At 60.3% G+C, this 24,504-nt stretch carries 24 protein-coding genes; 10 read left to right on the forward strand and 14 right to left on the reverse strand.

All coding sequences use genetic code 11. The features are described from left to right. The first annotated feature begins 12 nt into the window (after window positions 1-12). Window positions 13-921, forward strand: coding sequence for a M23 family metallopeptidase (locus B8783_RS02290; RefSeq protein ID WP_084418150.1), 909 nt, complete (start codon window positions 13-15; stop codon window positions 919-921). Window positions 922-1,066: 145 nt separating this feature from the next. Next, window positions 1,067-1,285: a dodecin gene (locus tag B8783_RS02295; RefSeq protein WP_084418151.1), complete on the forward strand. Its 219-nt coding sequence runs from the start codon at window positions 1,067-1,069 to the stop codon at window positions 1,283-1,285. Here the strand turns inward: B8783_RS02295 and B8783_RS02300 are convergent. Continuing rightward, window positions 1,282-2,253 (reverse strand): quinone oxidoreductase family protein, encoded by a 972-nt coding sequence (locus B8783_RS02300; protein ID WP_084418152.1) that lies wholly within the window; start codon window positions 2,251-2,253, stop codon window positions 1,282-1,284. The two genes, B8783_RS02295 and B8783_RS02300, sit on opposite strands and share 4 nt — an antisense overlap. Window positions 2,254-2,304: 51 nt before the next feature. On the opposite strand from B8783_RS02300, the gene rnhB reads away from it, so the two are divergent. From rnhB to B8783_RS02325, 5 genes are all read left to right on the forward strand, one after another. Beyond that, window positions 2,305-2,874 carry a ribonuclease HII gene (gene rnhB / locus B8783_RS02305; protein ID WP_084418153.1) on the forward strand — a complete coding sequence of 190 codons (570 nt, stop codon included), beginning with the start codon at window positions 2,305-2,307 and terminating at the stop codon, window positions 2,872-2,874. 92 nt (window positions 2,875-2,966) lie between these two features. Beyond that, on the forward strand, window positions 2,967-4,598 hold the full coding sequence (locus B8783_RS02310; protein ID WP_084418154.1) for an acyl-CoA synthetase: 1,632 nt from the start codon (window positions 2,967-2,969) through the stop codon (window positions 4,596-4,598). Between the two features lie 247 nt (window positions 4,599-4,845). Next, the gene (locus B8783_RS02315) at window positions 4,846-6,582 is read left to right on the forward strand and encodes an alpha/beta hydrolase (protein ID WP_084418155.1); all 1,737 of its coding nucleotides are present in this window, start codon (window positions 4,846-4,848) and stop codon (window positions 6,580-6,582) included. Between the two features lie 104 nt (window positions 6,583-6,686). Next, complete coding sequence (gene ttcA / locus B8783_RS02320; protein ID WP_084418156.1) at window positions 6,687-7,562, forward strand: tRNA 2-thiocytidine(32) synthetase TtcA; 876 nt, start codon at window positions 6,687-6,689, stop codon at window positions 7,560-7,562. Window positions 7,563-7,633: 71 nt separating this feature from the next. Continuing rightward, window positions 7,634-8,188 (forward strand): 2-hydroxychromene-2-carboxylate isomerase, encoded by a 555-nt coding sequence (locus B8783_RS02325; RefSeq protein ID WP_407646314.1) that lies wholly within the window; start codon window positions 7,634-7,636, stop codon window positions 8,186-8,188. On the opposite strand, the gene B8783_RS02330 is transcribed toward B8783_RS02325, so the two are convergent. The 7 genes from B8783_RS02330 to B8783_RS02360 form a co-directional block, all read right to left on the reverse strand. After that, window positions 8,185-8,895, reverse strand: a complete 711-nt coding sequence (locus B8783_RS02330; RefSeq protein ID WP_084418157.1) for a hypothetical protein — start codon at window positions 8,893-8,895, stop codon at window positions 8,185-8,187. The genes B8783_RS02325 and B8783_RS02330 overlap by 4 nt on opposite strands. Window positions 8,896-9,026: 131 nt before the next feature. Further along, the gene (locus B8783_RS02335; protein ID WP_084418158.1) at window positions 9,027-9,533 is read right to left on the reverse strand and encodes a hypothetical protein; all 507 of its coding nucleotides are present in this window, start codon (window positions 9,531-9,533) and stop codon (window positions 9,027-9,029) included. Between the two features lie 78 nt (window positions 9,534-9,611). Next, a complete protein-coding gene (locus B8783_RS02340; protein ID WP_084418159.1) occupies window positions 9,612-9,824 on the reverse strand; it encodes a helix-turn-helix transcriptional regulator in 213 nt (70 codons plus the stop codon). Between the two features lie 2 nt (window positions 9,825-9,826). Beyond that, a complete protein-coding gene (locus tag B8783_RS02345; protein WP_084418160.1) occupies window positions 9,827-10,264 on the reverse strand; it encodes a hypothetical protein in 438 nt (145 codons plus the stop codon). A 40-nt stretch (window positions 10,265-10,304) separates the two neighbouring features. Then, complete coding sequence (locus B8783_RS02350) at window positions 10,305-10,727, reverse strand: hypothetical protein (RefSeq protein ID WP_084418161.1); 423 nt, start codon at window positions 10,725-10,727, stop codon at window positions 10,305-10,307. Between the two features lie 74 nt (window positions 10,728-10,801). Next, window positions 10,802-11,995, reverse strand: coding sequence for a GAF domain-containing sensor histidine kinase (locus B8783_RS02355; RefSeq protein ID WP_084418162.1), 1,194 nt, complete (start codon window positions 11,993-11,995; stop codon window positions 10,802-10,804). A 61-nt stretch (window positions 11,996-12,056) separates the two neighbouring features. Next, on the reverse strand, window positions 12,057-13,370 hold the full coding sequence (locus B8783_RS02360) for a PQQ-dependent sugar dehydrogenase (RefSeq protein WP_084418343.1): 1,314 nt from the start codon (window positions 13,368-13,370) through the stop codon (window positions 12,057-12,059). Window positions 13,371-13,571: 201 nt separating this feature from the next. Between B8783_RS02360 and B8783_RS02365 the strand changes: the two genes are divergently transcribed. Both B8783_RS02365 and B8783_RS02370 read left to right on the forward strand, forming a co-directional pair. Continuing rightward, the gene (locus B8783_RS02365) at window positions 13,572-15,650 is read left to right on the forward strand and encodes an amidohydrolase family protein (RefSeq protein ID WP_084418163.1); all 2,079 of its coding nucleotides are present in this window, start codon (window positions 13,572-13,574) and stop codon (window positions 15,648-15,650) included. Continuing rightward, window positions 15,643-16,128, forward strand: coding sequence for a YaiI/YqxD family protein (locus B8783_RS02370; RefSeq protein ID WP_084418164.1), 486 nt, complete (start codon window positions 15,643-15,645; stop codon window positions 16,126-16,128). Before B8783_RS02365 ends, B8783_RS02370 begins: the two co-directional genes overlap by 8 nt. A gap of 636 nt (window positions 16,129-16,764) precedes the next feature. Here B8783_RS02370 and B8783_RS02380 read toward each other — a convergent pair. Continuing rightward, the gene (locus tag B8783_RS02380) at window positions 16,765-17,916 is read right to left on the reverse strand and encodes an alpha-hydroxy acid oxidase (RefSeq protein ID WP_084418166.1); all 1,152 of its coding nucleotides are present in this window, start codon (window positions 17,914-17,916) and stop codon (window positions 16,765-16,767) included. Between the two features lie 160 nt (window positions 17,917-18,076). On the opposite strand from B8783_RS02380, the gene B8783_RS02385 reads away from it, so the two are divergent. Continuing rightward, a complete protein-coding gene (locus B8783_RS02385) occupies window positions 18,077-18,364 on the forward strand; it encodes a hypothetical protein (RefSeq protein ID WP_139792216.1) in 288 nt (95 codons plus the stop codon). Window positions 18,365-18,374: 10 nt separating this feature from the next. On the opposite strand, the gene B8783_RS02390 is transcribed toward B8783_RS02385, so the two are convergent. The 5 genes from B8783_RS02390 to B8783_RS02410 form a co-directional block, all read right to left on the reverse strand. After that, window positions 18,375-19,043: an HAD family hydrolase gene (locus B8783_RS02390; protein WP_084418168.1), complete on the reverse strand. Its 669-nt coding sequence runs from the start codon at window positions 19,041-19,043 to the stop codon at window positions 18,375-18,377. Then, window positions 19,044-20,939: a DNA mismatch repair endonuclease MutL gene (gene mutL / locus B8783_RS02395; protein WP_084418169.1), complete on the reverse strand. Its 1,896-nt coding sequence runs from the start codon at window positions 20,937-20,939 to the stop codon at window positions 19,044-19,046. A 128-nt stretch (window positions 20,940-21,067) separates the two neighbouring features. After that, the gene (locus tag B8783_RS02400) at window positions 21,068-22,597 is read right to left on the reverse strand and encodes a M16 family metallopeptidase (RefSeq protein ID WP_084418170.1); all 1,530 of its coding nucleotides are present in this window, start codon (window positions 22,595-22,597) and stop codon (window positions 21,068-21,070) included. Then, a complete protein-coding gene (locus tag B8783_RS02405; protein ID WP_084418171.1) occupies window positions 22,598-23,956 on the reverse strand; it encodes a M16 family metallopeptidase in 1,359 nt (452 codons plus the stop codon). 51 nt (window positions 23,957-24,007) lie between these two features. Next, on the reverse strand, window positions 24,008-24,487 hold the full coding sequence (locus B8783_RS02410; RefSeq protein ID WP_169711678.1) for a DUF3035 domain-containing protein: 480 nt from the start codon (window positions 24,485-24,487) through the stop codon (window positions 24,008-24,010). Window positions 24,488-24,504 lie beyond the last annotated feature (17 nt).

Below are 24,504 nucleotides of genomic sequence, written 5' to 3' on the forward strand. Positions count from 1 at the left end.
AAGACGCCTTGGATGTTCCTGCGCGACCTCATCGTCCCTGCTCTTGTTTTCCTGACGCCAGTCTTGCCTGCGGCGGCTGAGCCTGTGCAGCTAAGCTGTGGGGGCGTGGCAAAACAGGGTGGGCTGCTGATGTGTACCGGCCCGGCCGAGACTGACATTCGGGTGGCAGGCGAAGACGGCGCAGACGCGCGCACCGTGCGCACGAATGATGAGGGCCACGTCTCCATTGGTCTGACGCGCACCGAGCCATCGCCCCTCATCCTGACCTCCGGTGCGCCCGGTGTCGTCCCAATCAGCGTCGAGATCGAACCGCGCAATGATGTCGTGCGCGTCCTGCGCGGCGTCGACTGCGACAAGGTCGACCCGAGAACGCCTGAGCAGATGGCGCACATCGAGAAGGACTGGCTCGCCAAACAGGCCGCTTACAAGATTTTCCATGAGGGGCCGGGGGCATCGCAGGGTTTCCAGCGGCCGACGGACGGCAGGATGACCTCGCCCTTCGGCCCGGAGCGCAAATACCTCGGCGTCGATAAGAACGGAGAGCCTTGCGAAAGCTCCTCCTTCCATCGCGGCTATGACATGGCCGCGCCTGTGGGCACGCCAATCAAGGCGCCGGCGCCGGGCATCGTCATGATGGCCGAACCCGACATGTATTTCGAAGGCGGCGCAGTTTTCCTCGATCATGGCGACGGGCTCGTCTCGATCTTCATGCACATGTCCGAAATCGGCGTGTCCGTCGGCGACGAGATCAAGACTGGCGAAATCGTTGGCCTTTCAGGCAATACGGGCCGCACCACCGGGCCACACCTGCACTGGGCCGTGCAGTGGCGAAATCAGGCAACTTCCGAGCGCGATGGCGACTTTTTCATTGACCCGGCGCTCCTTCTGGAACTCGCGCCAGAGCAGCAGACCGCACCATAAGCTGATCGGCCTGACCGCCATTATCGCGATTTTCTTGAAGTTCCCGTGGCGGAACCTCCGAATATTATGATCTTTTTCGGTCTTCTTCGGAACGCGCGCAGCCCGCTCTTGTTAGTCTTGCAGACAACCAAGAAGGAAAACCATCATGGCCACAGACACATTCGCAATTAGCAAGATCGTCGGCACATCCAAGACATCCATCGAGGAAGCCATCAATGGCGCGCTCGAAACCGCCCGCAAGACCATTCGCAACATGGACTGGTTCGAAGTGGTCTCGACGCGCGGCTATATCGATGATGGCAAGGTCGCCTATTATCAGGTGACCCTCGAAATCGGCTTCAAATACGAAGACCGCGCCAGCTAGGGCCGAAGCAGCGTTGAGCCCGTCGTCTTGCCGCTTTCCAGCGCGCGATGGGCATCGGCCACATCGGTCAGGCTGAATGTCTGGCCGATCTGCGCTTTCAGCGTTCCAGTACGTAAACCACCGAAAAGGGCTGCAGCACCTCGCCGCAGCCCTTCTGCGTCGGCGACAAAGTGAAAAAGACCAGGCCGGGTCATGTTGAGCGATCCACGGCGGTTCAGTTCGGTAGGCGACAAGGGTTCAACGGCGCCTGACGCGTTCCCATAGGTTATGTACCAGCCGCGCGGCTTCAGGCTGTCGAGCGACGCTTTGGCCGACGTCTTGCCAACACTGTCATACGACACGTCCACACCCTTGCCACCGGTCAGATCCCTGACCTTGCTCGCCACATCCTCATTCGAGAAGACCACATCGCTTGCGCCGGCTTTCCGGGCAAGGTCAGCTTTTTCCTCAGATGAGGTTACGGCGATCACGCGAACTCCCATTGAGGTCGCCCAGGGCACGACCATCGAGCCGACGCCGCCAACCGGCGCCCAGACGAGCGCGGTTTCACCGGGCTTTGGATGGTACACCTCGAAGAGGAGCATCCATGCTGTCAGGCCTTTCAGCAGCACCGCAGCCGCATCATCTTCGCTGATGCCGTCAGGCAGCTTCAGCATCCGTGCGGCCGGACCGGTATAGTGCGTCGCATATGTGCCCTGGCCGAGATAGGCCACGCGATCTCCAACTTTGATGTTCTCGACACCCTCGCCAACCGCCTCCACGACGCCCGCGCCCTCTTGTCCAGGCCTGTAAGGGAGTTTTGCCCGATAGAGCCCGGTACGGAAATATGTGTCGATAAAATTGAGGCCAATCGCGCTCTGACGCACCAGAGCTTCGCCCGGTCCGGGCTTGCGCGGCTCCATGTCTGTCTTGGTTAAAACCTCCGGGCCGCCCAGCTCGTTAATCTGAATGCAATAAGCGTTGCTCATAGTTAATCCTCCCGGAATCATGTTCGTATGGTGTGAATGATGGAGATAAGGATGATCTGCGGCGTTGACGAGGCCGGACGTGGCCCTTGGGCAGGTCCCGTCACGGCAGGTGCTGTCATTCTTGACCCCCGCAAGCCGATTGAAGGCCTCACAGATTCGAAGAAACTGACCGAAGCCCGACGCGAAGCGCTCTACCCGGAAATCAAGTCCAAAGCCCTGACTTACGGCATTGGCTGGGCAAGCCCGGGAGAGATCGACACGCTGAATATCCGCGAAGCTACGTTTCTTGCGATGAAGCGGGCGATCGCGATCATGGGGGTTATCCCGGACGAAATCCTGGTTGACGGCAACAGCCTGCCTGACGACCTGCCCTGCAAAGCGCGGGCAATCGTGAAAGGCGATCTGACCGAACCGGCCATTTCGGCGGCCTCCATCCTCGCCAAGGTCGCAAGGGACCGGGCGATGGCTGACCTCGAGCATCGCTATCCCGGCTATGGCTTCTTCAAACACAAAGGCTATGGCACGCAGGCTCATTCAGAAGCCTTGCAACAGCTAGGGCCCTGCGGCTGCCACCGCACGAGCTTCGCGCCGGTACGCCGGGCGCTTGAAACCGTCGCCTGAGACGCCCGACGCAACGTTACCCCTCGCTGGTGCGCTGGTTTTCTGATTACATCTCCAAAAAAGCTAAAATGCATTTTGGAGGAGAGCGCATCATGGGTAATAGCATCTACAATTTAGGCGACATGCTTGACGCTGTCGGCGCCGAACTCGGCGACGAGCATCCGGCGCTCATTCATGGCGACCGTGTTGTCTCGTGGCCTGAAATGACCGCCCGCTCCAACAATCTGGCACGCGCCCTGAGGGCCAGAGGCGTGGAGACCGGCGACAAGGCCGGCTTCTATCTGCGCAACCAGCCGGAATACATGGAAGCGCTGGTCGCCTGCTTCAAAGGGCGGTTCACCCATGTGAACGTCAACTACCGCTATCTCGATGACGAGCTGACCTATATCTTCGACAATTCCGATGCCGCCGTCGTGTTTTTTGACCGTGAGTTCCGCGAGAATGTCGACCGCGTGAAGGACCGTCTGCCCAAGGTGAAAGTCTGGGTGGAAATCGGCGGGGACGGCTCGGATACGCCGGACTACGCCGTCGATTACGAGACGCTCGCCGCGGATGGAGATGGCAGCCCGCTCGATATTGAGCGCTCCGACGATGACCTCTTTTTCCTCTACACAGGTGGCACAACGGGCATGCCCAAGGGCGTCATGTGGAGCCACAAGATCTGGCGGCAGTCGTCCCGCGAAGCCATGCTCAAGGTCTATGGTTTCGCGCCTTCCAACATGGAGGAGCATCTCGGCTTCGTTCACGAGGTCGGCAAGCTGTCGCGCCAGCTTCCAGCCTGCCCTCTGATGCATGGCACGGGCCTCTTTACAGCGATGGGGTCAATCATATCTGGCGGCGCCATCGTCACGCTCGAGAACACCAAAAGCTTTGACCCAGAGGAGCTCTGGGCCACCGTTGACCGTCGCGGCGTCACGGCCATGGCGATTGTTGGCGACGCCTTTGCCAAGCCGATGCTGCGCGTGCTCGACGAGAACCCTGGCGCGTATGATTTGTCGTCGGTCCAGACGATCACAAGCTCCGGCGTGATGTGGTCGATGGAGGTGAAGCGGGGGCTGATCAAGCACATGCCGCAGGTCGCCTTGATGGACAGTTTCGGCGCGTCTGAAGCGGTTGGTTTTGGCATGTCGGTGACGACGGCTGAGGGGGTTCAGGAGACCGCGAAATTCCAGATTGGCGACAATTGCAAGGTGTTCACCGAGGACCGAAAAGAGGTCGTCCCGGGCTCTGGCGTGCCGGGCTATATTGCCCGCGGCGGCGCCGTGCCGCTTGGCTATTACAAGGACCCGGAAAAGTCTGCCAAGACGTTCTGGGAGGTCGATGGGGTGCGGTACGCCGTGCCGGGTGACTGGTGCACGGTGGAGAAGGACGGCACGATCACATTGCTCGGCCGGGGCTCCAATTGCATCAACTCGGCGGGCGAGAAAATCTACCCCGAAGAAGTCGAAGAAGCGCTTAAAAATCATGACGATGTGCGCGATGCGCTGGTGGTAGGTCTCGCCGATGAAAAATGGGGTCAGGCGGTCACGGCGGTGGTCGAATTGAATGACGGCGCCAGCGCTGATGAAGACACGCTGCGCGCTTTCGTCCAGACGCAATTGGCGCGTTACAAGGCGCCCAAGCGGATCCTGTTCAAGGACAGTCTTGGCCGCGCGCCAAATGGCAAGGCCGACTACAAGTCGATCAAGATCTATGCGATGGATCAGCTTGGCGTTTCGGCCTGAGGACACGCCAGTTTCCCACCGTTGCAAACCCGGCCTCTAGGGCGGTGTCGTAGCGGTGTCGAAACCGGCCCTTTGAGTGTCGTAGCGGTGTTTTTTCGGTGCGTTGGGCTGAATTAGCGCCATTTCGCCTGTTTTCAGCGAAAGTTTCCCCCGCTTGCCGACCCCGTCATATATTCGCCAAGCGGTGTGCTTGATATCGCCCGGATGCTGTGGTGATTAATCTGCGAGCACACGTATTGGGGTGGATATGCGTCGGATACTTCTGATCATCGCGGGCATTATTCTCGCAGGTGCGGCTGCCGGGATCGTTTTCGCCATCCTGCAGCCAAAAATGACGATGCACCACCCTGATTTTGGCAATGATTGTACCGACCTTCTGGACGAGACGACCGAAAACGCGGTCGATTGCGTGCGCGTCTTCTACGGCACAAATCGCGAAGTCCTGTTTGCCGTTGATGACACCAACGGACCAGCAGAAAACGACACAGTTGACGTGCGGCCAGTTGATTCCGGCTCTCTAAGTGTTGGCCGCGCCGATATCTGGCTGCCCAAGCTGGTCGAGGAAGGCGGAAGCCGCGACCGGGGCGAGACGCCTTTTCTGAAAGGCACGCCGCCCGAAGAGCCAAGTGAGCTGGCGAAATACGCGCTGATCACGCGCATCACCAAGGCCGGGACGGACTACTTCCTGCAACAGCTGGATGATGCGCTGATCGATGAGAATTCCTACTCGCTCTTGCTCTTCGTGCATGGCTTCAACACACCCTTCGAGGATGCGTTGATCCGCTCTGCGCAGCTCTCGGTGGACCTTTCGCGCCGCGATGTTTTCGATGTGGGTGTACCGGTCCTCTTTAGCTGGCCATCGGCGGGCAAGGTCTCGCTCGGCGACTATAAGGGTGACCGGGACCGCTCGCTCGCGGCGGCGCCTCACCTCGAGGCATTTCTGGAACTGCTGACCGCCAATGCCGATGTCGACCGGATCAACATTGTCGCCCATTCAATGGGCAACCGGGTACTGACCAAGGCGCTTGAGGATTTTGCCAACGACTATGTCGAGAAGCATGGCGATAGCGGCATAGAGTTCCGGATCGTGCTGGTCGCGGCCGACGTTGACCGGGACATTTTCGATGCGACGACCGGCATTTTGGACAATCTCGAAGCCAATATCACGATCTACACGTCGGACGCTGACAAGGCGCTGCAAGTCTCGAATATTGTGAACCGCAAGATGCGGCTCGGCGATACAGATGGCGACAAGCCCTATATCCGTGAGAATAATTTTTACGAGACGGTCGATGCGACGGGCGTCGCGACCGAACTCTTCGGCCTCGGCCACAACTACTATTCGGACAATCCCTTCATCCTTGGCGACATGCTGTGCGCCATGGCCGAAGCCAACCCAGAAACCCGCGCGCTGGAACGCCGTCGTTATGGTGGCACGCCGGATGGGCTCGAATACTTCCGCGTCAATGCCGCCCATGAGCCGGTCGACAAGGACTGCTCGCTGTTCCGCGATGCCTTTCCGCTGACCAAGGTCAGCCAGTTGACGCCGTCCGACCGCAAATCCACACCATCCCCGCGCACACCGCCTCCGCCGCCAGAGCCGACCGAAACTGCGCCGCCGCCAGGCCGCGACCTTGAACCGGCTGCCCTGCCACCAAGTGAAATCACGCTTTATGTCGAGGATCGGGACAATTTCGAGCCAGCCGCGCTCGCCCCGCAATTCATGCCTGTTCTGGCGCAAAACGAAGTTTCCATCATCACGATCCGCGCTCACACGGATACGGTGGGCAGCGAGGCGGAGAACCTTGCCCGCACGATCGCCTGGGCAGACGCGCTGAAGGCCTACATTGTCGAACAGACAGGTCTTTCGCCAAGCTTCATCCTCGCCGAAGGCCGGGGCGATACACAACCTGCTGTCGCAACACCTGACGAGACAGATGAGTTACAGAACCGCCGCATCGAGTTGATCGTCGAGTTTGAGTAGGCGAAGTGCAACACGACGAAGCCGGGACGGTGGCGTTCACGGACTGAGGCGACTGATGAAGCCGGCTCTTTCCCATTTGCCCCGCTCCATGCGATAGGCATCTCATGGCCGATGATCTGACGACAAGCATGGTGCCCGCGATCTTTCGCGATGTGCCCAAGAGCGTGACCTTCAAGAAGCTGCGCAAGCGGATTGTGCGGAACGCTTTGCAGGCGATTGACCAGTTTGGCATGGTTGACCGCGCGCGGGCGGACAAGCCGAAATGGCTGGTCTGCCTGTCGGGCGGCAAGGACTCTTATGGCCTGCTGGCCGCGCTGATTGACCTGAAATGGCAAGGCGCACTGCCGGTGGAGCTGATCGCGTGCAATCTCGATCAGGGGCAGCCAGGCTTTCCCAAACACATCCTGCCGGAATGGCTGGAGACGGTGGGCGTCAAATACCGGATCGAGACCGAGGACACCTATTCCATCGTGACGGAGAAAGTGCCGGAGGGGCGGACGTTCTGTTCGATGTGTTCGCGCCTGCGCCGCGGCATTCTCTACCGGATTGCGCGCGAGGAAGGCTGTGAGGCGATCGTGCTCGGCCATCACCGCGATGATGCGCTCGAGACCTTCATGATGAACCTTGTCCATGGCGGACGGATGGCGGCGATGCCGCCGAAGCTGCTCAACGATGCGGGCGACATGTTCGTGCTGCGCCCGCTGATCACCTGCGCGGAGGAAGACCTGGCGAAGTTTGCCGAGGCGATGAACTTCCCGATCATCCCGTGCAATCTCTGCGGCTCGCAGGATGGGCTGCAGCGCGTTGCGATGAAGCAGATGCTGGACGAATGGGAACGCAAGAAGCCGGGTGTGCGCCAGGTCATGGCGCATGCGCTCGCGACCGTGCGGCCGAGCCATTTGCATGATCCGCGCGTGTTTGATTTTGCAGGCCTCGCGCTCGGCGGTCAGGGCGAGGATGATCCGAACGTGCCGTTTTAGGAGGCAGAGACTTGGTGGGGCGCATCGACTACTGGTTCGAGTTTGGGTCGACCTATTCGTATCTGTCGACCATGCGGATTGGCACGCTGGCGCGCGAGCGCGGCGTCGAGGTAAGCTGGCAGCCTTTCCTGCTCGGACCGATCTTTGCCGCCCAAGGCTGGGACACGTCACCGTTCAACATCTATCCGGCCAAGGGCGAGTATATGTGGGCCGACATGGCGCGGCAGGCTGACAAGCTTGGCCTGCCCTTTCGGCGGCTGCCCCCCGAAGGCCCGGGCGCGTTTCCGCAGAACGGCTTACTGGCCACGCGAATGGCACTCGTCGGCTTCGATGAGGGCTGGGGCGATGCGTTTACGCGGGCCGTGTTCACCGCCGAATTCGGCGAGGGACGGGATGTAGCCGATCAGGCGCTGCTCGCAGAGCTCGCCAGCACTGCCGGAGCAGACGGCGACGTCATGGCCCGGGCGCAGACAGACGCCAACAAGTCCAGGCTGCGGGGCCAGGTCGAGCGCGCCATGGCAGCCGGCATTTTCGGCGCACCAAGCTTCCTTGTGAGCGGCGAACTCTACTGGGGCAATGACCGGCTTGAGGAGGCGCTGGAAGCGGCCGCAGGGGGTAAAGACTAGTCGGCTTTGCCCCACTCCGCTTTCAGCGTGTAGGGAATGAAGATCTCAAGCTCAAGCGGGCCGGAGGGCTGAGTGACGACGCGGGATTCAAGGCCTGTGGCGGTGACGGCGGACGCGCCAAGTGGGCCGCGCAGATTCTGGATTTCTGCGGCAATGTCGCTCAACAGGTTCTGGCGTTGCGCGCCCATATTCCGCGCGCCGAGATATTGCTCGGTGCCGAGATAGGATTCTGCGCGCCCGTTGAGTTTGACGGACTTCAGGAATTCCTCAGCCCGCTTCATCAGTTTGTCGAAGGTTTCGCCCTCACGGGTGTCGACATTGAGCGTGAGGCGGAAGCTGCCCTGATTGTTATACGTTGAGTAGACATCGCCAAAGAGCACCGAATCGATGGGCGCTGAGGATTCGCCGATATCGCCGCCTTCGAGGCTGAACCCGTCCGTGCTAGCGGCTTTCGAGACAAGCGCGTCGAAGCATTTCTCAAGCTCGCTGCGGCGCTCGCTCGCATCTCTCGAGCCGCTCTGGCAGACGACCTGGACCTGCACGAAGTCTGCCCGGATATAACGAAAGATTGCGGGTGCAGCCTTCAAATCTTCGACATCAATCCGTGAGCCGGTGACCACAATGGTTTGCTGGCGCGCTTCCTGCGCGGTGGCGGATAGTGGCAGAACGAGGCCAAGAATGGCGGCTGAGACCAGATTGAGACGCATGATTTCCTCTCCCTTTTATAAACCAGAGCGTGCACGCGCGTCCTGGAACTGGCAAGCGAAATCTGGGCGCGCCAGGGCAGGCTTAATGTCTGTCAAATGGCAAGCACTGACCGGAGCCGCGCTTGAGCCCATCACCCCTCCGGGAAGCTACCGTTCTCATCGCACCAGGTCGCGAAGGTCTTCAGCGCGTCGATGAGCGGATCGATGTCGGCCTCTTCGTTGACGGTGACCATGTCGCCGGGCAGGTCGGCCGAGAAATCGCCGCCTTCGATCACTTCCTGATGGAAGACCTTTGCCTCATCCCTGGCCCAGAAATTGATCGCGCCGTACCCGTTTGGCTCGATGCGAGCCGGGTCGATCAGGGCCGCGTCATAGGTGGTCACCGTGACCTTGGTCAGCTCATCCTCTGGCGAATAATCCTCCAGTCGCTTGGTCAGCGTACAGGTCTCGTCCGGCCTGATGGAGACCACGAAGTAGGAATTGTCATACAGGAAGTCGCTCAGCACATAGGAAAGATCGATGATGGTTTCGCCCGCTTCATAGGCCTGTTCCAGCGTGACGTCCGAAGGCTCCGCACTCACCGGAGCGGCCACGACCGCGCCAAGGCCCGCGAGCGCTGCAAATGTGATGGTTCGCATGATGTATCCCCTGTTGTCCCCTTGGCCGCGATAATGGCGTGAACCCTGATCGGCGGCAAGCGGAATAAGGGAGGCGCATCAGCCCTCCCAGCCGAAAACATCTTCGAGACCGACGCCGAAAATACGGGAGATACGGAAGGCGCTTTCGAGCGAGGGGGAATAGCGCCCCTGCTCTATCGCGATGACCGTCTGACGGGTGACGCCGATGGCCTCTCCGAGGGCGGCCTGTGAGAGGCCGTCGCGCTCGCGGAATTCCTTAACGCGATTGGTGATGGGCGGGCGTTTGGCCATGCTCAGACGCCCCGCCGGTAACTGGCGAGTTGAAGACCCGCCCGGCCGAGCTCGGCGATCACAAGTCCGACAACGACGCTATGAAACAGCAGGCTCGCATTGTGGTGAAGAAACCAGGCGGCAAGTGCCAGGAACATCACAGCCGATAGCAAGTGGCCAAATCCGGCTTCGGACTTCGTTTTCACGAGCCTGTCGCGTTCATCCATGCCGCCGGGCAGGCCTGCCAGTTCTCGGCCTTTTGACGCTTGAGCGGTCGAAACCGACACACCAATCGCCGAAATCGCGATCTGAAGGACGAGGTAGCTGATGAAGGTGAACAGGCTGGGCGGCGCAACGGCACCAATGGCCATCGACTGCATCAGCACCATGGCCACATAGTAAGCGCCGCCGATCAGGCTGCCGAGCGCCAGAATGGCAGTATTGCGTTCCCAGTAAGGCATGGAAGTCTCCGTGTTTGAGGTAGACATGAGGGGGGGCGGCTCAAAAGCCGCCGCGATAATAGACGATGCGGGCAGCGTATTCGGCCAGTTGCGACATCATCAGCGCGCCAAAAGCGGTGTGGAAGAGCAGGTTTCCGTCATAGTTGAAGAGGTAGTTGCCAAGCGCCGCAATCACGCCAATCCCCAGAATGACGCCGGAAATATTGCCCGCGCGCGCGGCGATGAGCTTGTCGCGCTCATCCATCATGTCGTTTGCCTCAGACGGCTTTGAAATCGCGATCAGCACATGGCCGATGATGGAGAGGACAACGATGACAACGATATAGGCGACGACGACCGGCAGGACGGGCGGGGCGAGCTGGTCCAGCCCCGCCGACATGTCAGCGACAACTGAAAAATAGTAGAGGATGCCTGCCACCATGATGAGCGCCATCGCCCAGGCTGATTTTTCGTGAAAGGACATGGGTGTTTCCTACGTGTCAAAAATATCTGACACGACAGGTAGTCTAAGATTTTTTACATGTCAATAATTTTTGACTATGCGTCCTTCGGTGGCTCCAGCGGCATGTGGAAGGTGAAACGGGTGAGGTCGCTGTTCGAGTCCACGTCGATGCGGCCGTGATGGGCCTGCGCGATTTCCGAGGCGATGTAGAGGCCGAGGCCGAGGCCTTGCTGGCTGGGGCGGCCGTCGCCGCGGACATAGGGCTTGAACAGGTTTGCAAGCTGGCCCTCAGGGATCGGCTCGCCCTGATTGGAAACCTCGATTTTCAGCTGGTCGTCCGTCGTTGTCGCGATAAGGCCGACAGGTTTGCCATCTGCGCCGTGCGTCAGGGCATTGCCAAGCAGGTTCGAGACGAGCTGGCCGATCCGCTGGGCGTCGCAGGTGACCGGCTCCGGCGTGTCGATATTTGTTTCGAAAGTCGTGCCCGGATGGCTCTGTGACAGCTCCTCGACGATCTGCCGGAGCGTGCCTTCAATATCGACATCGCGCTCAAGGTTGAGGCCGAGCCCATTGCCGAGGCGGACGCGGGTCAGGTCCAGCAGGTTGTCGATCATCGAAGACATGCGGATCGTACTGCTCTGGATGAGCTTGATTACATTGCGCTCGCGCTCGGACTCGATCTTCCTCAGCAGGATGCGTGCGCCAGATGCGACGGAGGCCACCGGATTACGCAAATCATGGCCAAGCACGCCCATGAACTCTTCGCGCAGGCGTGAAGTCTCACGCTCAATCGAGAGCTTTTCCTGCATCTCTGCATAATTGTCTTCGGCCTCCAGCTGGTTGCCGATGATCTCTGCGAAGAGATTGAAGAGCGAAAGCGTCGTGCCGGATTTGACCGCGGCGGGCTTGGGGTCAATCGCGCAGAGCGTGCCAAAGAACGCACCTGACCGACGGCGAATGGGGACGGAAATGTAGCTCTGAAAGCCATATTTCGCGGGCGTCGGGTGATTGCAGAAGTCGGTGTCTTCTGAGACGTGCTCAATCAGGACCGGCTCTCCGCTGCTGCGGATCTCATTGCAGATCGTCGAGCCAACTTCCAGCTCGTCACCAGGCCCCATGCCGAAGTCTATCTTGTCAAGCGACCTGCAGGTGATCCAGCGGTCTTCGGTCACGCGAGCAATGGCGACGAAGCCCATGCCCGTTGCTTTCTGCGCCGCTTCCAGAATGGCTGGCACAGACTCGATGCGTCCAATCGCGTCAATATCTGTCTGAAAATCGTCCTGCACCATGGTCCTTTCTGGTCCGTACGTCATGCATAGAAGAAGGTGGGATTGAAATCACGCGATTAAACTAGTCGGTCGCAGATACGCGCCAGATGGCATTGCCCACATCATCGGTGACGAGAAGCGCGCCGTCACTGGCTGTCGCGACATCGACCGGGCGGCCAAGGGCCTTGTCGCCCGACAGGAAGCCCGTCAGCACATCGACCGGGTCGCCTGAGGGCATGGCCCCGTCAAATGGCACGAAGACGACCTTATAGCCGCTGCGCGGTTTGCGGTTCCAGGAGCCGTGCTGGCCGATGAAGACACCGGACGCATATTGAGGCCCGAGCTTTAGCCCGTCAGCAAATTCAAGGCCGAGGGAAGCGGTATGGCTGCCGAGCGCATAGTCTGGCGCGATGGCCTTGGCGACCATTTCGGGGTTCTGCGGTTTGACGCGCGTGTCGACGGTCTGGCCGTAATAGCTCCACGGCCAGCCATAGAAGGCGCCGTCCTGAACCGACGTCATATAGTCTGGCACCAGATTATTGCCGAGCTCATCGCGCTCATTCACAGCGGTCCAGAGCGCGCCGGAGACGGGGTTCCAGTCGAGGCCATTAGGATTGCGCAGACCGCTGGCGAAGAGGCGCTTCTCGCCGGTTGCGATATCGACCTCCCAGATCGCAGCGCGGCCCTCTTCGGCAGCAAGCCCATTCTCGGCAATGTTCGAGTTTGAGCCGACCGTGGCGTAGAGCTTCGAGCCGTCTTCAGAGGCGATAATGTTCTTGGTCCAGTGGTGGTTGATCTCGCCGGCTGGCAGGCTGGTCAGCGTTGTCGGCGCGGCCGAAATGCTGGTTTCGCCTGTCGTGTAGGGGAAGCTGACAATTGCATCGGTGTTGGCGACGTAGAAGGTGTCGCCGACAAGCTCCATGCCGAAGGGCGAGTTGAGGCCCTCAAGAAAGACATGGCTTTCATCTGCGACGCCATCGCCATCGGTGTCACGCAGGAGTGTGATACGGTTGGCGCTCGGCACGCCTGCCCCGGCTTTCGCCATGACCTGTTTCATCACAAAGCCCCTGATGCCGTCGCTATCTTCGGGGCGCGGCGGGCCGTTCGTTTCGGCCACGAGGACATCGCCATTGGGCAGAACATGTAGCCAGCGCGGATGATCGAGCCCGCTGGCGAAGGCCGTCACGGTCAGTCCATCGGCGGGCACGGGCATTTCGCCCGTCGGCCAGCCAACCGCCTCAGCGATGTTGACGGTGGGGACAAGGTTCGAGGCGGGCTCTGGAAGCTCAGGCGACAGGCCGTAGCCGACCGAGATCGGCTCCTTTGCCTGGCTGGCGCAGGCCGAAAGCCCTGCTGCGATCAATGAGGCTGTAATTATCGATTTGGCAGGGTGCATGCTCATAAGTCTCCGTCTCATATGAATTGAATTGATACGCTGAAGACGAATTTCCAGTTGCAACGGGCTGCACGCATCTCCGTTGCGCCAGACATTTACCTCCGGGCCTCTCGCTTTGTCCCGCGGGCAGTGCTTTTATCGCCAGCAGGAACAACAGCGCGGAGCTGACCGAACACGGCCAGCTTTGAGGGAGGCACATTCATGAGATTCCAGATCACCGTCGCATTAGGCGCACTCGCAATCGCAGCCTGCACGAGCAGCGGCGAACAGGGCGGCGAGATCGCCGCTGCGCCGCCCCCAGCTGTCAGCACGGACACCGCCGTCTACACGGTCATGGTCAGCGGCACGAAGATTGGCGACATGGTGGTCGACCAGACCGGCGACGAGATCGTGGTTGACTATGAGTACCGCAATAATGGCCGCGGCCCGACCATGGCCGAAGCCGTCACCCTTGATGAGGATGGCGTGCCCGTCGCCTGGACCGTCAGTGGCAATACGACGTTCGGCAATGCGGTCAGCGAAACCTTCTCACTGGTCGATGGCGAGGCGAGCTGGACAGATTCCACCGGCAGCGGCAGCGCCGAGGTGAGCGAGCCTAGCGTCTATATCGCCCAGTCCGGTACGCCCTATTCGCTCGCCGTTTATGCGGGTGCGCTGCTGAATGATGATGACATGTCCCTGCCCGCCCTCCCCGGCGGCACGCTGTCCCTTCAGGAGCTGGAGAGCTTTGAGCTCGCCTCCGAGGCAGGCGAAACGACTGCTACGGCCTATGCGCTGATCGGGCCTGAACTCGACCCGACCTATTTCGTGATGGATGACAGCGATGAGAGCTTTCTCGGCCTCATCACGCCGGAATTCCTGATCATCCGCGAAGGCTTTGAGGGCAATGATGAGAGCCTTCGGGCGCGCGCGGTGCGCTATTCGACAGAGCGCTTCGAGACGCTACAGACCGAGACGGCGCACACGTTTGATGCACCGGTTCTGATCGAGAATGTCCGCGTGTTTGATCCGGTCACCCGTGAGCTGAGCGAGGGCACATCCGTGCTGGTCGAGGGCGAGCGTATTGTCTCTGTCGGGCCTGCCACGGACGCGCCCGCTGGCGTCTACAGGATTGATGGCCAGGGCGGCACGCTGATCCCCGGCCTCTCTGACATGCACGCGCATATGGGCCAGGATGATGCGCTGCTGAACATCGCGGCGGGCGTCACCTTTGTGCGCGATATGGGCAATGACAATGAGGTGCTGTCCGAGCTGATCACCAAGATCGATGATGGTGTGCTGGCCGGTCCGCGGATCGTCAAATCGGGCTTCATCGAGGGCAAGAGCCCGTTCAATTCGAACAATGGGATTATCGTCACCAATCAGGAAGAGGCGCTCGACGCGGTTCGCACCTATGGCGATGCGGGCGACTTCTTCCAGATCAAGATCTACAACTCCATGAAGGGCGAATGGGTGCCTGAAATGGTGGCGCTGGCGCATGAATACGGCATGCGGGTCACCGGACATGTGCCGGCCTTCTCGCGCGCCGACGACATGATCCTCGCCGGCTATGATGAGCTGACGCATATCAATCAGGTGATGCTCGGCTGGGTGCTGGCGGCGGACGAGGATACGCGCACGCTGCTGCGGCTGACGGCGCTGACCCGCCTGCCCGACCTCGATCTCAACAGCGCGCCTGTGCAGGAGACGCTCAATTTGATGTCGGACAAGGATGTCGCCATCGACCCGACGCTCGCCATCCATGAAGCGCTGCTTCTCTCGCGCAATGGCACGACGCAGGCAGGCGTTGTCGACTATATCGACAATATGCCGATTGGCGTACAGCGCGGGGCGAAACAGGCCTGGTCCAACATCGAAACACCGGAAGATGACGCGGCCTATGCAGGCGCGTTCGAGCAGATCATGGACACGGTCGAGATGATGCGCGATCGCGGCATCTTCATCCTGTTCGGCACCGATATGGGCGGCGCGTTCACGCTTCACCGCGAGCTGGAGCTTTACGAGAAAATCGGCTTCACCCGCGGCGAGGTGCTGAGCCGTGCGACACTGGAAGCGGCAGACTATGTCGGCCTTGGCGAGGATATCGGCTCCATCGAGCCCGGCAAATATGCTGACTTCTTCCTGGTGCCGGGCAATCCGCTGGATGATCTGAAGGCCATCAAGACAATCCGCATGGTGATGAAGGATGGCGTCGCCTACTTCCCGAGCGAGATTCATCCGGCTTTCGGCATTGAGCCGTTTACCGACATTCCGGACGTCATCGCGCCTGCCGATGAGTGAGGCGAGCGAGGGCAGCACGCCGGAGGGCATCCGCATCTATGTCGATGCAGATGCCTGTCCGGTGAAGGATGAGGTCTACAAGGTGGCGCTGCGACATCAATTGCCGGTCTTTGTCGTGGCCAACAGCTTCATGCGGGTGCCGGCGCATGCGCTGTTCACGCGCATCACCGTGGCCGATGGGCCGGATGTCGCCGACGACTGGATCGCCGAGCGGGCGGACGCGGCGTCTATCGTGATTACATCGGACATCCTGCTGGCGCAGCGATGCATTGAGACTAGCGCGCGCGTGATGTCGCCCAAGGGTAAGGCGTTCACCGAGAACTCCATCGGCCAGCAGGTCGCGACGCGCGCGATCATGGAGGGCTTGCGCTCAACCGGCGAGCAGACGAGCGGGCCTGCAGCGTTCAAGCCGGCAGACCGGTCTAACTTCCTGTCGGCGCTGGAAGTTGAGGTGCAGAAGCTGAAGCGAGGGCGTTAGGTGAATACGGTATCTGAGCCACGCTCGATGAACTTTGTAGACTGACTTTTCGACGCATAGCTACGTCAGCGATTCCCAGAAAGGCCGGATCGGCATCGCCCTAATCCATAGCGTTTCGGAGCGCGTTTTCGAATTTGGCTATCTGCGGTACTGCGATCCCCTGTGCGCGCAACTCATAGTACAGATATCCAAGATGAAGTGAGTTGGTGCGCAGCCCGAACCTACCCCCCGACTTTGCGAAGATGGTGAAGTATTGACCCAGAACCGTCAGCTTCGCACACTCAATGTCAGGCCACTCAAGCTTTATTCGTCTCCCGGACCAACGCCGAATAACAATTCCGTCGGACTGGATATCAGCCCCCGGCCCGTACATTGAATAAGCGGTAAGAACCGCAAAAGGCGTCGTAAAACCGAACCCGAGCAACCAGATTATTGGATTCCAGAATTCCGTCATCGCCGCGAGCCAAACCGGAACGCCGAATGCAACCGCGAGAACCAAACATCCAGTTCGTGATGAGCGTATTTCATCAGCGCTCAGCCGAAAGAGCCGGTTTAAACCCTCGTTTATTACTACGGGCACAATTCCGAAATAAGCTCCAACCCCAACAAGGAATGCCAGATGTTGCCAATCCCAGTTCATTGCAATGGCGCCCGCATCAGGTTCGGATCAAGCTCTGAAATCTTCGTTGCGCCGAGGAGCGCCATGGTGCGGCGCAGCTCGTCTTCCATGATTGTGAGCGCGCGCAGAACGCCGGCTTCCCCGCCAGCGCCAAGGCCGTAGAGCGAGGCGCGGCCGAGGGCGACGCCGGTGGCCCCGCGCATCAGGAGCTTGGCGACATGGCTGCCTCGGCGCACGCCGCCATCCGCGATGATGTCTGCTCGTCCGCCTACAGCCTCGACGATTTCCGGCAGCAAGTCGATTACCGGGACGGACGTGTCGAGCTGGCGCCCACCATGATTGGAGACCCAGACCGTGTCCGCGCCAACATCAATGGCGCGCTTTACGTCCTCGCCGCGCGAAATGCCCTTGATGGCAAAGCCCGGCCCCCAGAACTCGCGCATCCATTCGACATCGCTCCACGTCACCCCGCGGGAGAATTGCGAGTTTACGAAACCGACGAGGCCGCCCTGATCCTGCACCCGCGCCAGCTCCTTGAAGTTTGCGACTTCAATCTTGCCGCCGCTCACCAGATCCCATGCCCAGCGGGGCTTGGTTATGGTCTGGCGGGCGAGCGAGAGGCTAGGCCTGGGTGGCAGGGAGAACTGGTTGCGGGGGTCACGTTCACGATTGCCGGGGACAGGCAGATCGACCGTCAGGATACAGCCGGTAAAGCCCGCCTCTTTCGCCCGGGCGAGGAAGTTGCGGACGAGCTCCTTGTCGCGCCAGACATAGATCTGCACCCATTTCGGGCCGGAGGTGGCCTTTGCGATATCTTCCAGCGTGTGCGAAGCGAGCGTCGAGCAGGCATAGATGACGCCCGCCTTTTCAGCCGCGCCCGCCATGGCAAGCTCGCCTTTTGCGGGATGGAAGAGGCGCGTGGAGGCTGTCGGCGAAATGAAGAAGGGGAGCGTCGTGTCCTGCCCCATAATCGTGGTGGACGTGTCGATGTGCGAGACATCGAGCAATGATCGCCACGTCATCTGGTAGTCGTCAAAACGGCTGACCGAATGCTTCAGCGTCACCTCATCATCGGCGCCGCCATCGATATAGTCGAACACCATGCGCGGCAGGCGCGCCTTCGCCATCTTGCGCAGATCATTGATGTTTATAGCGCGCGCCAGCTTCATTTGAGGGGCTCCGTAAGTTCCAAAACACCAGCTTGCAGGCACCTTAGACCAGCTCGGCAAGTTCGCACACACCCATGGCGCGTTTCAGTTTTGACTTGCTCGCCTGGCCAATGATTGCAATCCTTTCAAGGAAGACCTTGTGTGGGACGAAGGGGATACTGTGTTCAAATCTATGATGGGCCTGGCCGCACTGGCCGGTTTGGGCGCTTGCAATCTAAATCCGATGCAGATGGTCGGCGGTCCTTGCCGCTATGAAACCTCAATCGTTGAGGCGAAGGTGGTTGAGCAGGTTGAACACGGCGTCGTGGTCGATACGCCCGAAGGCCATCTCTATGTCAGCTTTGATGATCTGACGGACCGCCCGGCGACCGGTGAAACCGTCAGGCTCGAACGCAAACGCATTCTCGAAGGCACATGCACGCCAGACATTGTGCGGCAGGTCGGCTGAGCGGCGCCTACTAGCGACGGGCGAGCCGTGCGCCCAAGTCTTTGAACGATGCCGCCATCATATGCGCTCCAGCTTCACCCAGCCGGGCCTCAAGTCCCGCATCGACGTGCCCGCCGCCTGTAAATCCAACCACCGTCATTCCCGCTGCGCGTCCGGCTTTCACGCCATTCGGACTGTCTTCAATGACCAGACAGCGCGCGGGATCCGTGCCGAGCTGGCGGGCTGCGTAAAGAAACAGGTCCGGCGCGGGCTTTCCATGATCGACAAGATCGCCGGAATAGATATGCGGGCTGAAAAGGCCATGGAGGCCCGTCATTCTCAGCTTTGTGTTGAGGGACTCGGTCTCACTGGAAGACGCCACAGCCATTGGACAAGACAGGCGTTCGGCAAAAGCGGCCACACCTTCAGTCGGCTGCAGCTCCGTTTTGTACCGGGCCCAGGTGCGCGACCTTAACCGGGCCGGGACGTCCTCGGGCCAATCTATGCCACGCGCCTTTGCATCCGCAGCCAGGGCGGCGTGATAGTCACGGTTATGGATGCCCATAAAGCGGCTGATGTGAACATCGCGCGGATAGACGAGCCCCAATTCACCGAGCACCTGCAGGTGCGTATCGACAATGATGCGTTCGGAATCGATCAGAACACCATCGCAATCGAAGATGATGGCGTGGATATCCACTTAACGCCGCCCGAACAGGCGCTCGACGTCGGCGAGTTTGAGCTCAACATAGGTTGGGCGACCATGGTTGCACTGGCCGGAATAAGGCGTTGCTTCCATCTGGCGGAGCAGTGCGTTCATCTCATCTGAATTGAGACGGCGCCCGGCCCGAACAGCGCCGCCAGAGCAGGCCATATTGCCCATCACATCCTCAAACCGCTCCTTGAGGGCGAGGCCTTCCTCATATTCGGCAAAGTCGTCGGCGAGGTCCTTGATGAGGCCGGCAGCATCCATATTGCCAAACAAAGCAGGCGTCGCGCGCACGCAAATCGCCCCTGCCCCGAAAGCCTCGATCTCAAGGCCCATTTCGGCGAGTTCCTCGGCGCGGTCGATCACGCGGCTGGCTTCATCTTCGCCAAGCTCGACAATCTCGGGGATGAGAAGCGCCTGGCGTTTGACGCCCTCGCCTTCCATCTGGCGCTTCATCTGCTCATAGACGAGGCGCTCATGCGCGGCGTGCTGGTCAACGATAACGATGCCGTCGCGCGTCTGGGCGACGATATAGGTCTCGTGCAGCTGTGCGCGGGCAACGCCGAGCGGGAAGTCGGACGGGATGGGCTGAGCGGATTGCTCTTCCATGCGCACGGACGGCGCGTCGTAGCGCTCGCCACCTTCGGCCACGCCCGGCATGGGCGCAGGCGCATAAGGCTGGTGTTGCTGTACGGGACGCGGCGCGGAGCCGTGGCTGTCGCGGAAGAGGCTCGAGCGGTCCCAGACCGATGGCTGAGGCAGCGGCTGGTCCTTCTGCCCCTCGCCCTGCATACGGCCGAGCGCATATCCCGCAACGGTCGTGCTGGCGCGGTGACCGGCTGCGGCGAGCGCATGGCGTAGCGAGCCAATGATCAACCCCCGCACATTGCCCGGATCACGGAAGCGAACCTCAGTTTTGGCCGGGTGTACATTGACGTCGACCAGCTCCGGGTCACAGTCAACGAACAGCGCCGCCATGGGATGACGGTCCCGCGCAAGGAAATCCTGATAGGCCGCGCGAATGACACCTGTCAGCATGCGGTCTTTTACCGGGCGGCCGTTCACGAACAGGAACTGGTATTGCGCATTGCCACGATTGAGCGTCGGCAGGCCGGCAAAGCCGCTCAGCGTTACGCCTTCACGCTCGGACTCGATCGGGATGGCGTTGTCACGGAACTCGCGGCCCATGATGGACCCGAGCCGTTCAAGGTCCCCCTCCGGCGTCGCGCTATGGGCGCTATAGCGGAAGGTGGAGCGGCCATTGCTTTCGAGCGAGAAGCTGATTGTGGCGTTCGCCATGGCAAGGCGCTTTACAGCGTCGGTGACGGCCATGGTCTCGGCGCGCTCGGACTTCATGAATTTGAGGCGCGCGGGTGTGGCATGGAAGAGGTCACGCACCTCGATCCGCGTGCCGCTCTCACTGCGTCCGGTCCAGGCGGCAGGTTTGGGGCCTTCGACGCGGCCCGCTTCGACAAACACCTCGGCGGCAGCGTCATCGCCGGCAGCTTTCGAGGTCAGCGTCATGCGCGACACGCTGGCAATGGAGGGCAATGCCTCGCCACGAAAACCCATCGTCTGGATGTTGAGCAGATCGATCATGCCATCGAGGCCCGGCGCGAGCTTCGAAGTGGCATGCCGCTCAAGCGCCATTAGCATATCATCGCCCGACATGCCGCAGCCATCATCTTCAACTGTGATGCGCTTCAGGCCGCCATCTTCAATGGAAATGGAGATGGACTTTGCGCCCGCATCGATAGCGTTCTCGACCAGTTCTTTCACGGCCGCCGCAGGCCGTTCGACGACTTCGCCAGCGGCGATGCGGTTAACGGCGTCGGGCGGAAGCTGGCGGATGACCGGCCGGTCTGGAAGGCGTGCAGAATCAGGCATGATCACCAGATTGTATCAGGCTTGGCGCCCCATTGGCACCGGGCAATGCCGTGCTGTGCCTCTGCGCCACACAAAGAAAAGGCGGCCTTGCGACCGCCTCTCTTGATCTTGTGTTTCTGACGCTTGGATCAGCCCTCAGTATCGGCCCCGGAGGTCTCGACATCATCGGTCTCATCAGACTGGCTTTCTTCCATATTGCCAGCCTCATCGAGGTCGATCTCATCGCGGTCGCTGACTGTCAGGGTCGAGGTTTCATCGATCCCGGCAGGTTCACCGACCACAATGAAGGTGAAGTTTTCAGGCTTCAGATAGGTCGCGGCGACGCGGTTGACGTCTTCAAGCGTCACAGCATCGACCATGGCGTTCCGGCGATCGAAATAATCGACACCGAGATCCTGCAGACGCACACTCATCAGATTGGACGCGATCTTTGAGTTGCTGTCGAAGGAGAGCGGGTAAGAGCCCATGATATAGGCTTTCGCGTCCGACAGCTCTTCGGGCGTCACGCCATCGGCGACGATCTGCTCCATATTCTGCTTGACCCCGTCGATGAAGTCTCCGGCGCTCTCATTCTTGGTCTGGCCACTACCGGTCCAGAGATTGAGATGGTCGCCTGTCGAAATGCCTGTGTAGACGCCGTAGGTCAGGCCCTTATCAACGCGCAGATCCTTCATCAGACGGCTTTCAAAGCCGCCGCCACCGAAGGTGTAGTTCAGCACATAGGCTGTGAAGAAATCTTCGTCATCGCGGGCCATGGCTGGCGCGGCGAATGTGACGAGGCTTTGCGGCTGTGGCAGGTCAACAACGACGGGGGCTGGCAGCGGATCGTTGAGCGCAACGTCTTCGATGCTGTCGACAACCGAGCTTTCCGGCAGGTCGGCGAGCGCGGCATCGAGCAACGGGGCCAGTTCTTCGGGTGACATGGCGCCAACGGCTGTGACGTAGAGGCCATCTTTCACCATGACCACGTCCTTGCGCTGAAGCGCGAGTTCCGGCGTCAGGGCGTTGATGCTGGCTTCGCTCTTCATGCGTGAGAATGGATGGTTCGGCATCAGCGCCTGACTGCGGGCGCGTGCGGCGAGGAAGCCGGCACTGGTCTCACGCGTCTTCAGCGAGATAAGTTCCTCGCGGCGAAACCGCTCGAACGGGTCAGCATCGAAGCGTGGCTCGTTTATGGCGAGCGCGACAAGGTCCATCGCCTCATCGGCATTGTCGGTCAGCATATTGGCCGAGCAATAAGTGGTTTCGTCATCGGCGCCGCAGGAGAAGCCCATATTCAGCTCTTCCATACGGGTCGCAAAGGCGAGCGAGTCGAGATCGCCGGCGCCCTCATTCATGTGGTAGACCATCGCGTCGGTCAGGCCTTCAAGGCCTGCCGGATCAGTGGCTGCTCCGGTCTCCCAGGCCATGCGAAGCGCCATGATCGGGATCGATGGCTCCTCGACCAGCCAGACAGAAATGCCGCCCGGCGTGGTGAATTGCTGGATGGTGGCAAAGTCGCCTTCATGGACGGTCACCTCAAGTGCGGCCGCTTCGGGCTCAACGGCTTCCACCGTTTCGGTAACAATTGTCTCACTGGGCGCTGACTGACAGGCCACCAGCGCGAAAGCGGAGGCGGCAAAGGCCGCTGAAACAGTAAGTCTTGCAGAACGTTTCATTTAGCTGGCCTCCTCGGGAAGCAGGTGCGCTTCGATATAGTTCTTGTCTTCACCAAAGACGCGGCGAAGGGCGTCAATCGCGTCTTCGCGGGTGATGGCGCGAATATCGTCTGGATAGTTCATGACATCCTCGACCGTGCCGCCAATGGCCAGTGTGCTGCCATAGAGGTTCGCCATGCCGGACTGACTGTCACGGTCATAGATGGACGACGCGGCGAGCGAATTACGCGACCGTTCGACCTCTTCCTCGGTGAAGCCGTTTGCGAGCACGTCATCAAGAACGGCGATATAGGCGGCCTCAAGCTCGTCCAGGCTGACACCTTCAGACGGGGACGCAGAAAGGACGGCGGGCGCTGTGTCGTGCAGTGACAACCAGGCCCCCGCAGAGGCATCCAGCGCGATCTTCTGGTCTTCGACCAGCGCCTGATAAAGGCGGCTGGTGCGACCACCGCCAAGAACATCGAGCGCGACGTCGAGCGCGTAGGCAAAAGACTTGTCTTGCGTGTAGGACGTCGAGAGATACCAGCGCTGCCATTCAGGCTGACGGACCTTCGGGTCGCTATGGGTGATGGTCTCTGTTTCAGCCAGCGGCTCGACATCTGTCCAGCCGCGTGTCGGGGCCTCTGTCTCGGTGACCTCGATCTGGCCATACGTCTTCTCGGCCAGCGTGCGGACCTCTTCCGGGGTCACGTCGCCAGCAACGACGAGAATTGAGTCTGCCGGCGTGTACCACTTCTTGTAGAAAGCGAGGCCGTCTTCAGGGGTCAGGGCAGCGACTTCGTCCATCTTGCCGATGACGGTGATGTTGTAGGGGTGGTCCTGATAGAGCGCGGACATCACCTGCTCCTGCAGGATAACGCCTGGATTGTTATCGATCCGCTGGCGGCGCTCTTCCTTGACGACGTCACGCTCTGAAATGAACGGGCCATCGGGATCATCATTGATGATGAGATCCGTCATCCGCTCGGCTTCGAGCTCCATCATCTTTTCAAGCTGCGTCTTGGCAACGCGCTCATAATAGGCGGTGTAGTCCCAGCTGGTGAAAGCGTTGAGCTGACCACCATTGCGCTGAACGATAGTGGTGAATTCTTCAGGGCCGATATCGTCGGTTTCCTTGAACATCACATGCTCAAAGAGGTGGGCGATACCGGATTTGCCCGGGTCTTCATCGACCGCGCCGACCTTGTACCAGACCATATGCGTCACGACGGGTGCGCGATGATCCGGCAGGACGACGACTTCCATGCCATTGTCGAGTTCGAAGATCGTGGGTGCCCACTCAGCCTCAGCTGTGTCAGCAACAGCGAGGCCTGCGCTTAAACCGAACGTTGCGAGCCCCCCCAGTATGAATGACTTCATGTACTGTCTCCAATGAAGTGTAAGGGTCTATGCGTTGGTTATGGCGTTGCCTCAGGTTCCGGGCAGTTTGATCCGTTCGCCGCTACCACGTGCAATGGTGACTTGTTCGTCGCCGGTCGCGTTGTCAGCCGTGACGCTGCCGCCGCTATAGGCGATGATCTCGTTGGCATCGTCGCGCGCCTTGCGGACGACGCCGGACTCTTCATAGTCGACGATGGAGCGGATGGCCGGGTTCGTCGCGTTCGCACCCGCTGCGGCGACCAGCGCTCTCTCTGCGGCGCTTGCATCTGCCCCAACCGTGGTGCCGAAGGCCGTTGCGACAGGCGCGCGGTTCGGATCAGCTTCAGCCGGGACGGTCGTGCCGGCTTCTGGCGGACGCAGGCTGTACTCAGGCGGCACGGAAAGCGGCGCCTTCGTTACAACCCGGAACTCATCTGGCCCTGGAGAGCCGCCACCATTTCCAAACAGCGAACATCCACCGGTCGCAAGGATCGCCCCCATCGCCAGCGTCGTCAGGAAAGCATGTCTCATCGGCGTCCTCATCTTCT

Source organism: Henriciella litoralis, from assembly GCF_002088935.1.
Taxonomy (GTDB): domain Bacteria; phylum Pseudomonadota; class Alphaproteobacteria; order Caulobacterales; family Hyphomonadaceae; genus Henriciella; species Henriciella litoralis.

What these genes read in the sequence shown, in the direction of transcription:
- B8783_RS02345 (WP_084418160.1), bottom strand. Translation starts at nt 10,264, where the DNA reads ATGCCTTACTGGGAACGCAATACTGCCATTCTGGCGCTCGGCAGCCTG.
- B8783_RS02300 (WP_084418152.1), bottom strand. Translation starts at nt 2,253, where the DNA reads ATGAGCAACGCTTATTGCATTCAGATTAACGAGCTGGGCGGCCCGGAG.
- ttcA (WP_084418156.1), top strand. Translation starts at nt 6,687, where the DNA reads ATGGCCGATGATCTGACGACAAGCATGGTGCCCGCGATCTTTCGCGAT.
- B8783_RS02340 (WP_084418159.1), bottom strand. Translation starts at nt 9,824, where the DNA reads ATGGCCAAACGCCCGCCCATCACCAATCGCGTTAAGGAATTCCGCGAG.
- B8783_RS02365 (WP_084418163.1), top strand. Translation starts at nt 13,572, where the DNA reads ATGAGATTCCAGATCACCGTCGCATTAGGCGCACTCGCAATCGCAGCC.
- B8783_RS02400 (WP_084418170.1), bottom strand. Translation starts at nt 22,597, where the DNA reads ATGAAACGTTCTGCAAGACTTACTGTTTCAGCGGCCTTTGCCGCCTCC.
- B8783_RS02325 (WP_407646314.1), top strand. Translation starts at nt 7,634, where the DNA reads ATGCGGATTGGCACGCTGGCGCGCGAGCGCGGCGTCGAGGTAAGCTGG.
- B8783_RS02350 (WP_084418161.1), bottom strand. Translation starts at nt 10,727, where the DNA reads ATGTCCTTTCACGAAAAATCAGCCTGGGCGATGGCGCTCATCATGGTG.
- B8783_RS02380 (WP_084418166.1), bottom strand. Translation starts at nt 17,916, where the DNA reads ATGAAGCTGGCGCGCGCTATAAACATCAATGATCTGCGCAAGATGGCG.
- B8783_RS02310 (WP_084418154.1), top strand. Translation starts at nt 2,967, where the DNA reads ATGGGTAATAGCATCTACAATTTAGGCGACATGCTTGACGCTGTCGGC.
- B8783_RS02335 (WP_084418158.1), bottom strand. Translation starts at nt 9,533, where the DNA reads ATGCGAACCATCACATTTGCAGCGCTCGCGGGCCTTGGCGCGGTCGTG.
- B8783_RS02410 (WP_169711678.1), bottom strand. Translation starts at nt 24,487, where the DNA reads ATGAGACATGCTTTCCTGACGACGCTGGCGATGGGGGCGATCCTTGCG.
- B8783_RS02315 (WP_084418155.1), top strand. Translation starts at nt 4,846, where the DNA reads ATGCGTCGGATACTTCTGATCATCGCGGGCATTATTCTCGCAGGTGCG.
- mutL (WP_084418169.1), bottom strand. Translation starts at nt 20,939, where the DNA reads ATGCCTGATTCTGCACGCCTTCCAGACCGGCCGGTCATCCGCCAGCTT.
- B8783_RS02290 (WP_084418150.1), top strand. Translation starts at nt 13, where the DNA reads ATGTTCCTGCGCGACCTCATCGTCCCTGCTCTTGTTTTCCTGACGCCA.
- B8783_RS02405 (WP_084418171.1), bottom strand. Translation starts at nt 23,956, where the DNA reads ATGAAGTCATTCATACTGGGGGGGCTCGCAACGTTCGGTTTAAGCGCA.
- B8783_RS02295 (WP_084418151.1), top strand. Translation starts at nt 1,067, where the DNA reads ATGGCCACAGACACATTCGCAATTAGCAAGATCGTCGGCACATCCAAG.
- B8783_RS02355 (WP_084418162.1), bottom strand. Translation starts at nt 11,995, where the DNA reads ATGGTGCAGGACGATTTTCAGACAGATATTGACGCGATTGGACGCATC.
- B8783_RS02330 (WP_084418157.1), bottom strand. Translation starts at nt 8,895, where the DNA reads ATGCGTCTCAATCTGGTCTCAGCCGCCATTCTTGGCCTCGTTCTGCCA.
- B8783_RS02370 (WP_084418164.1), top strand. Translation starts at nt 15,643, where the DNA reads ATGAGTGAGGCGAGCGAGGGCAGCACGCCGGAGGGCATCCGCATCTAT.
- rnhB (WP_084418153.1), top strand. Translation starts at nt 2,305, where the DNA reads ATGATCTGCGGCGTTGACGAGGCCGGACGTGGCCCTTGGGCAGGTCCC.
- B8783_RS02360 (WP_084418343.1), bottom strand. Translation starts at nt 13,370, where the DNA reads ATGCACCCTGCCAAATCGATAATTACAGCCTCATTGATCGCAGCAGGG.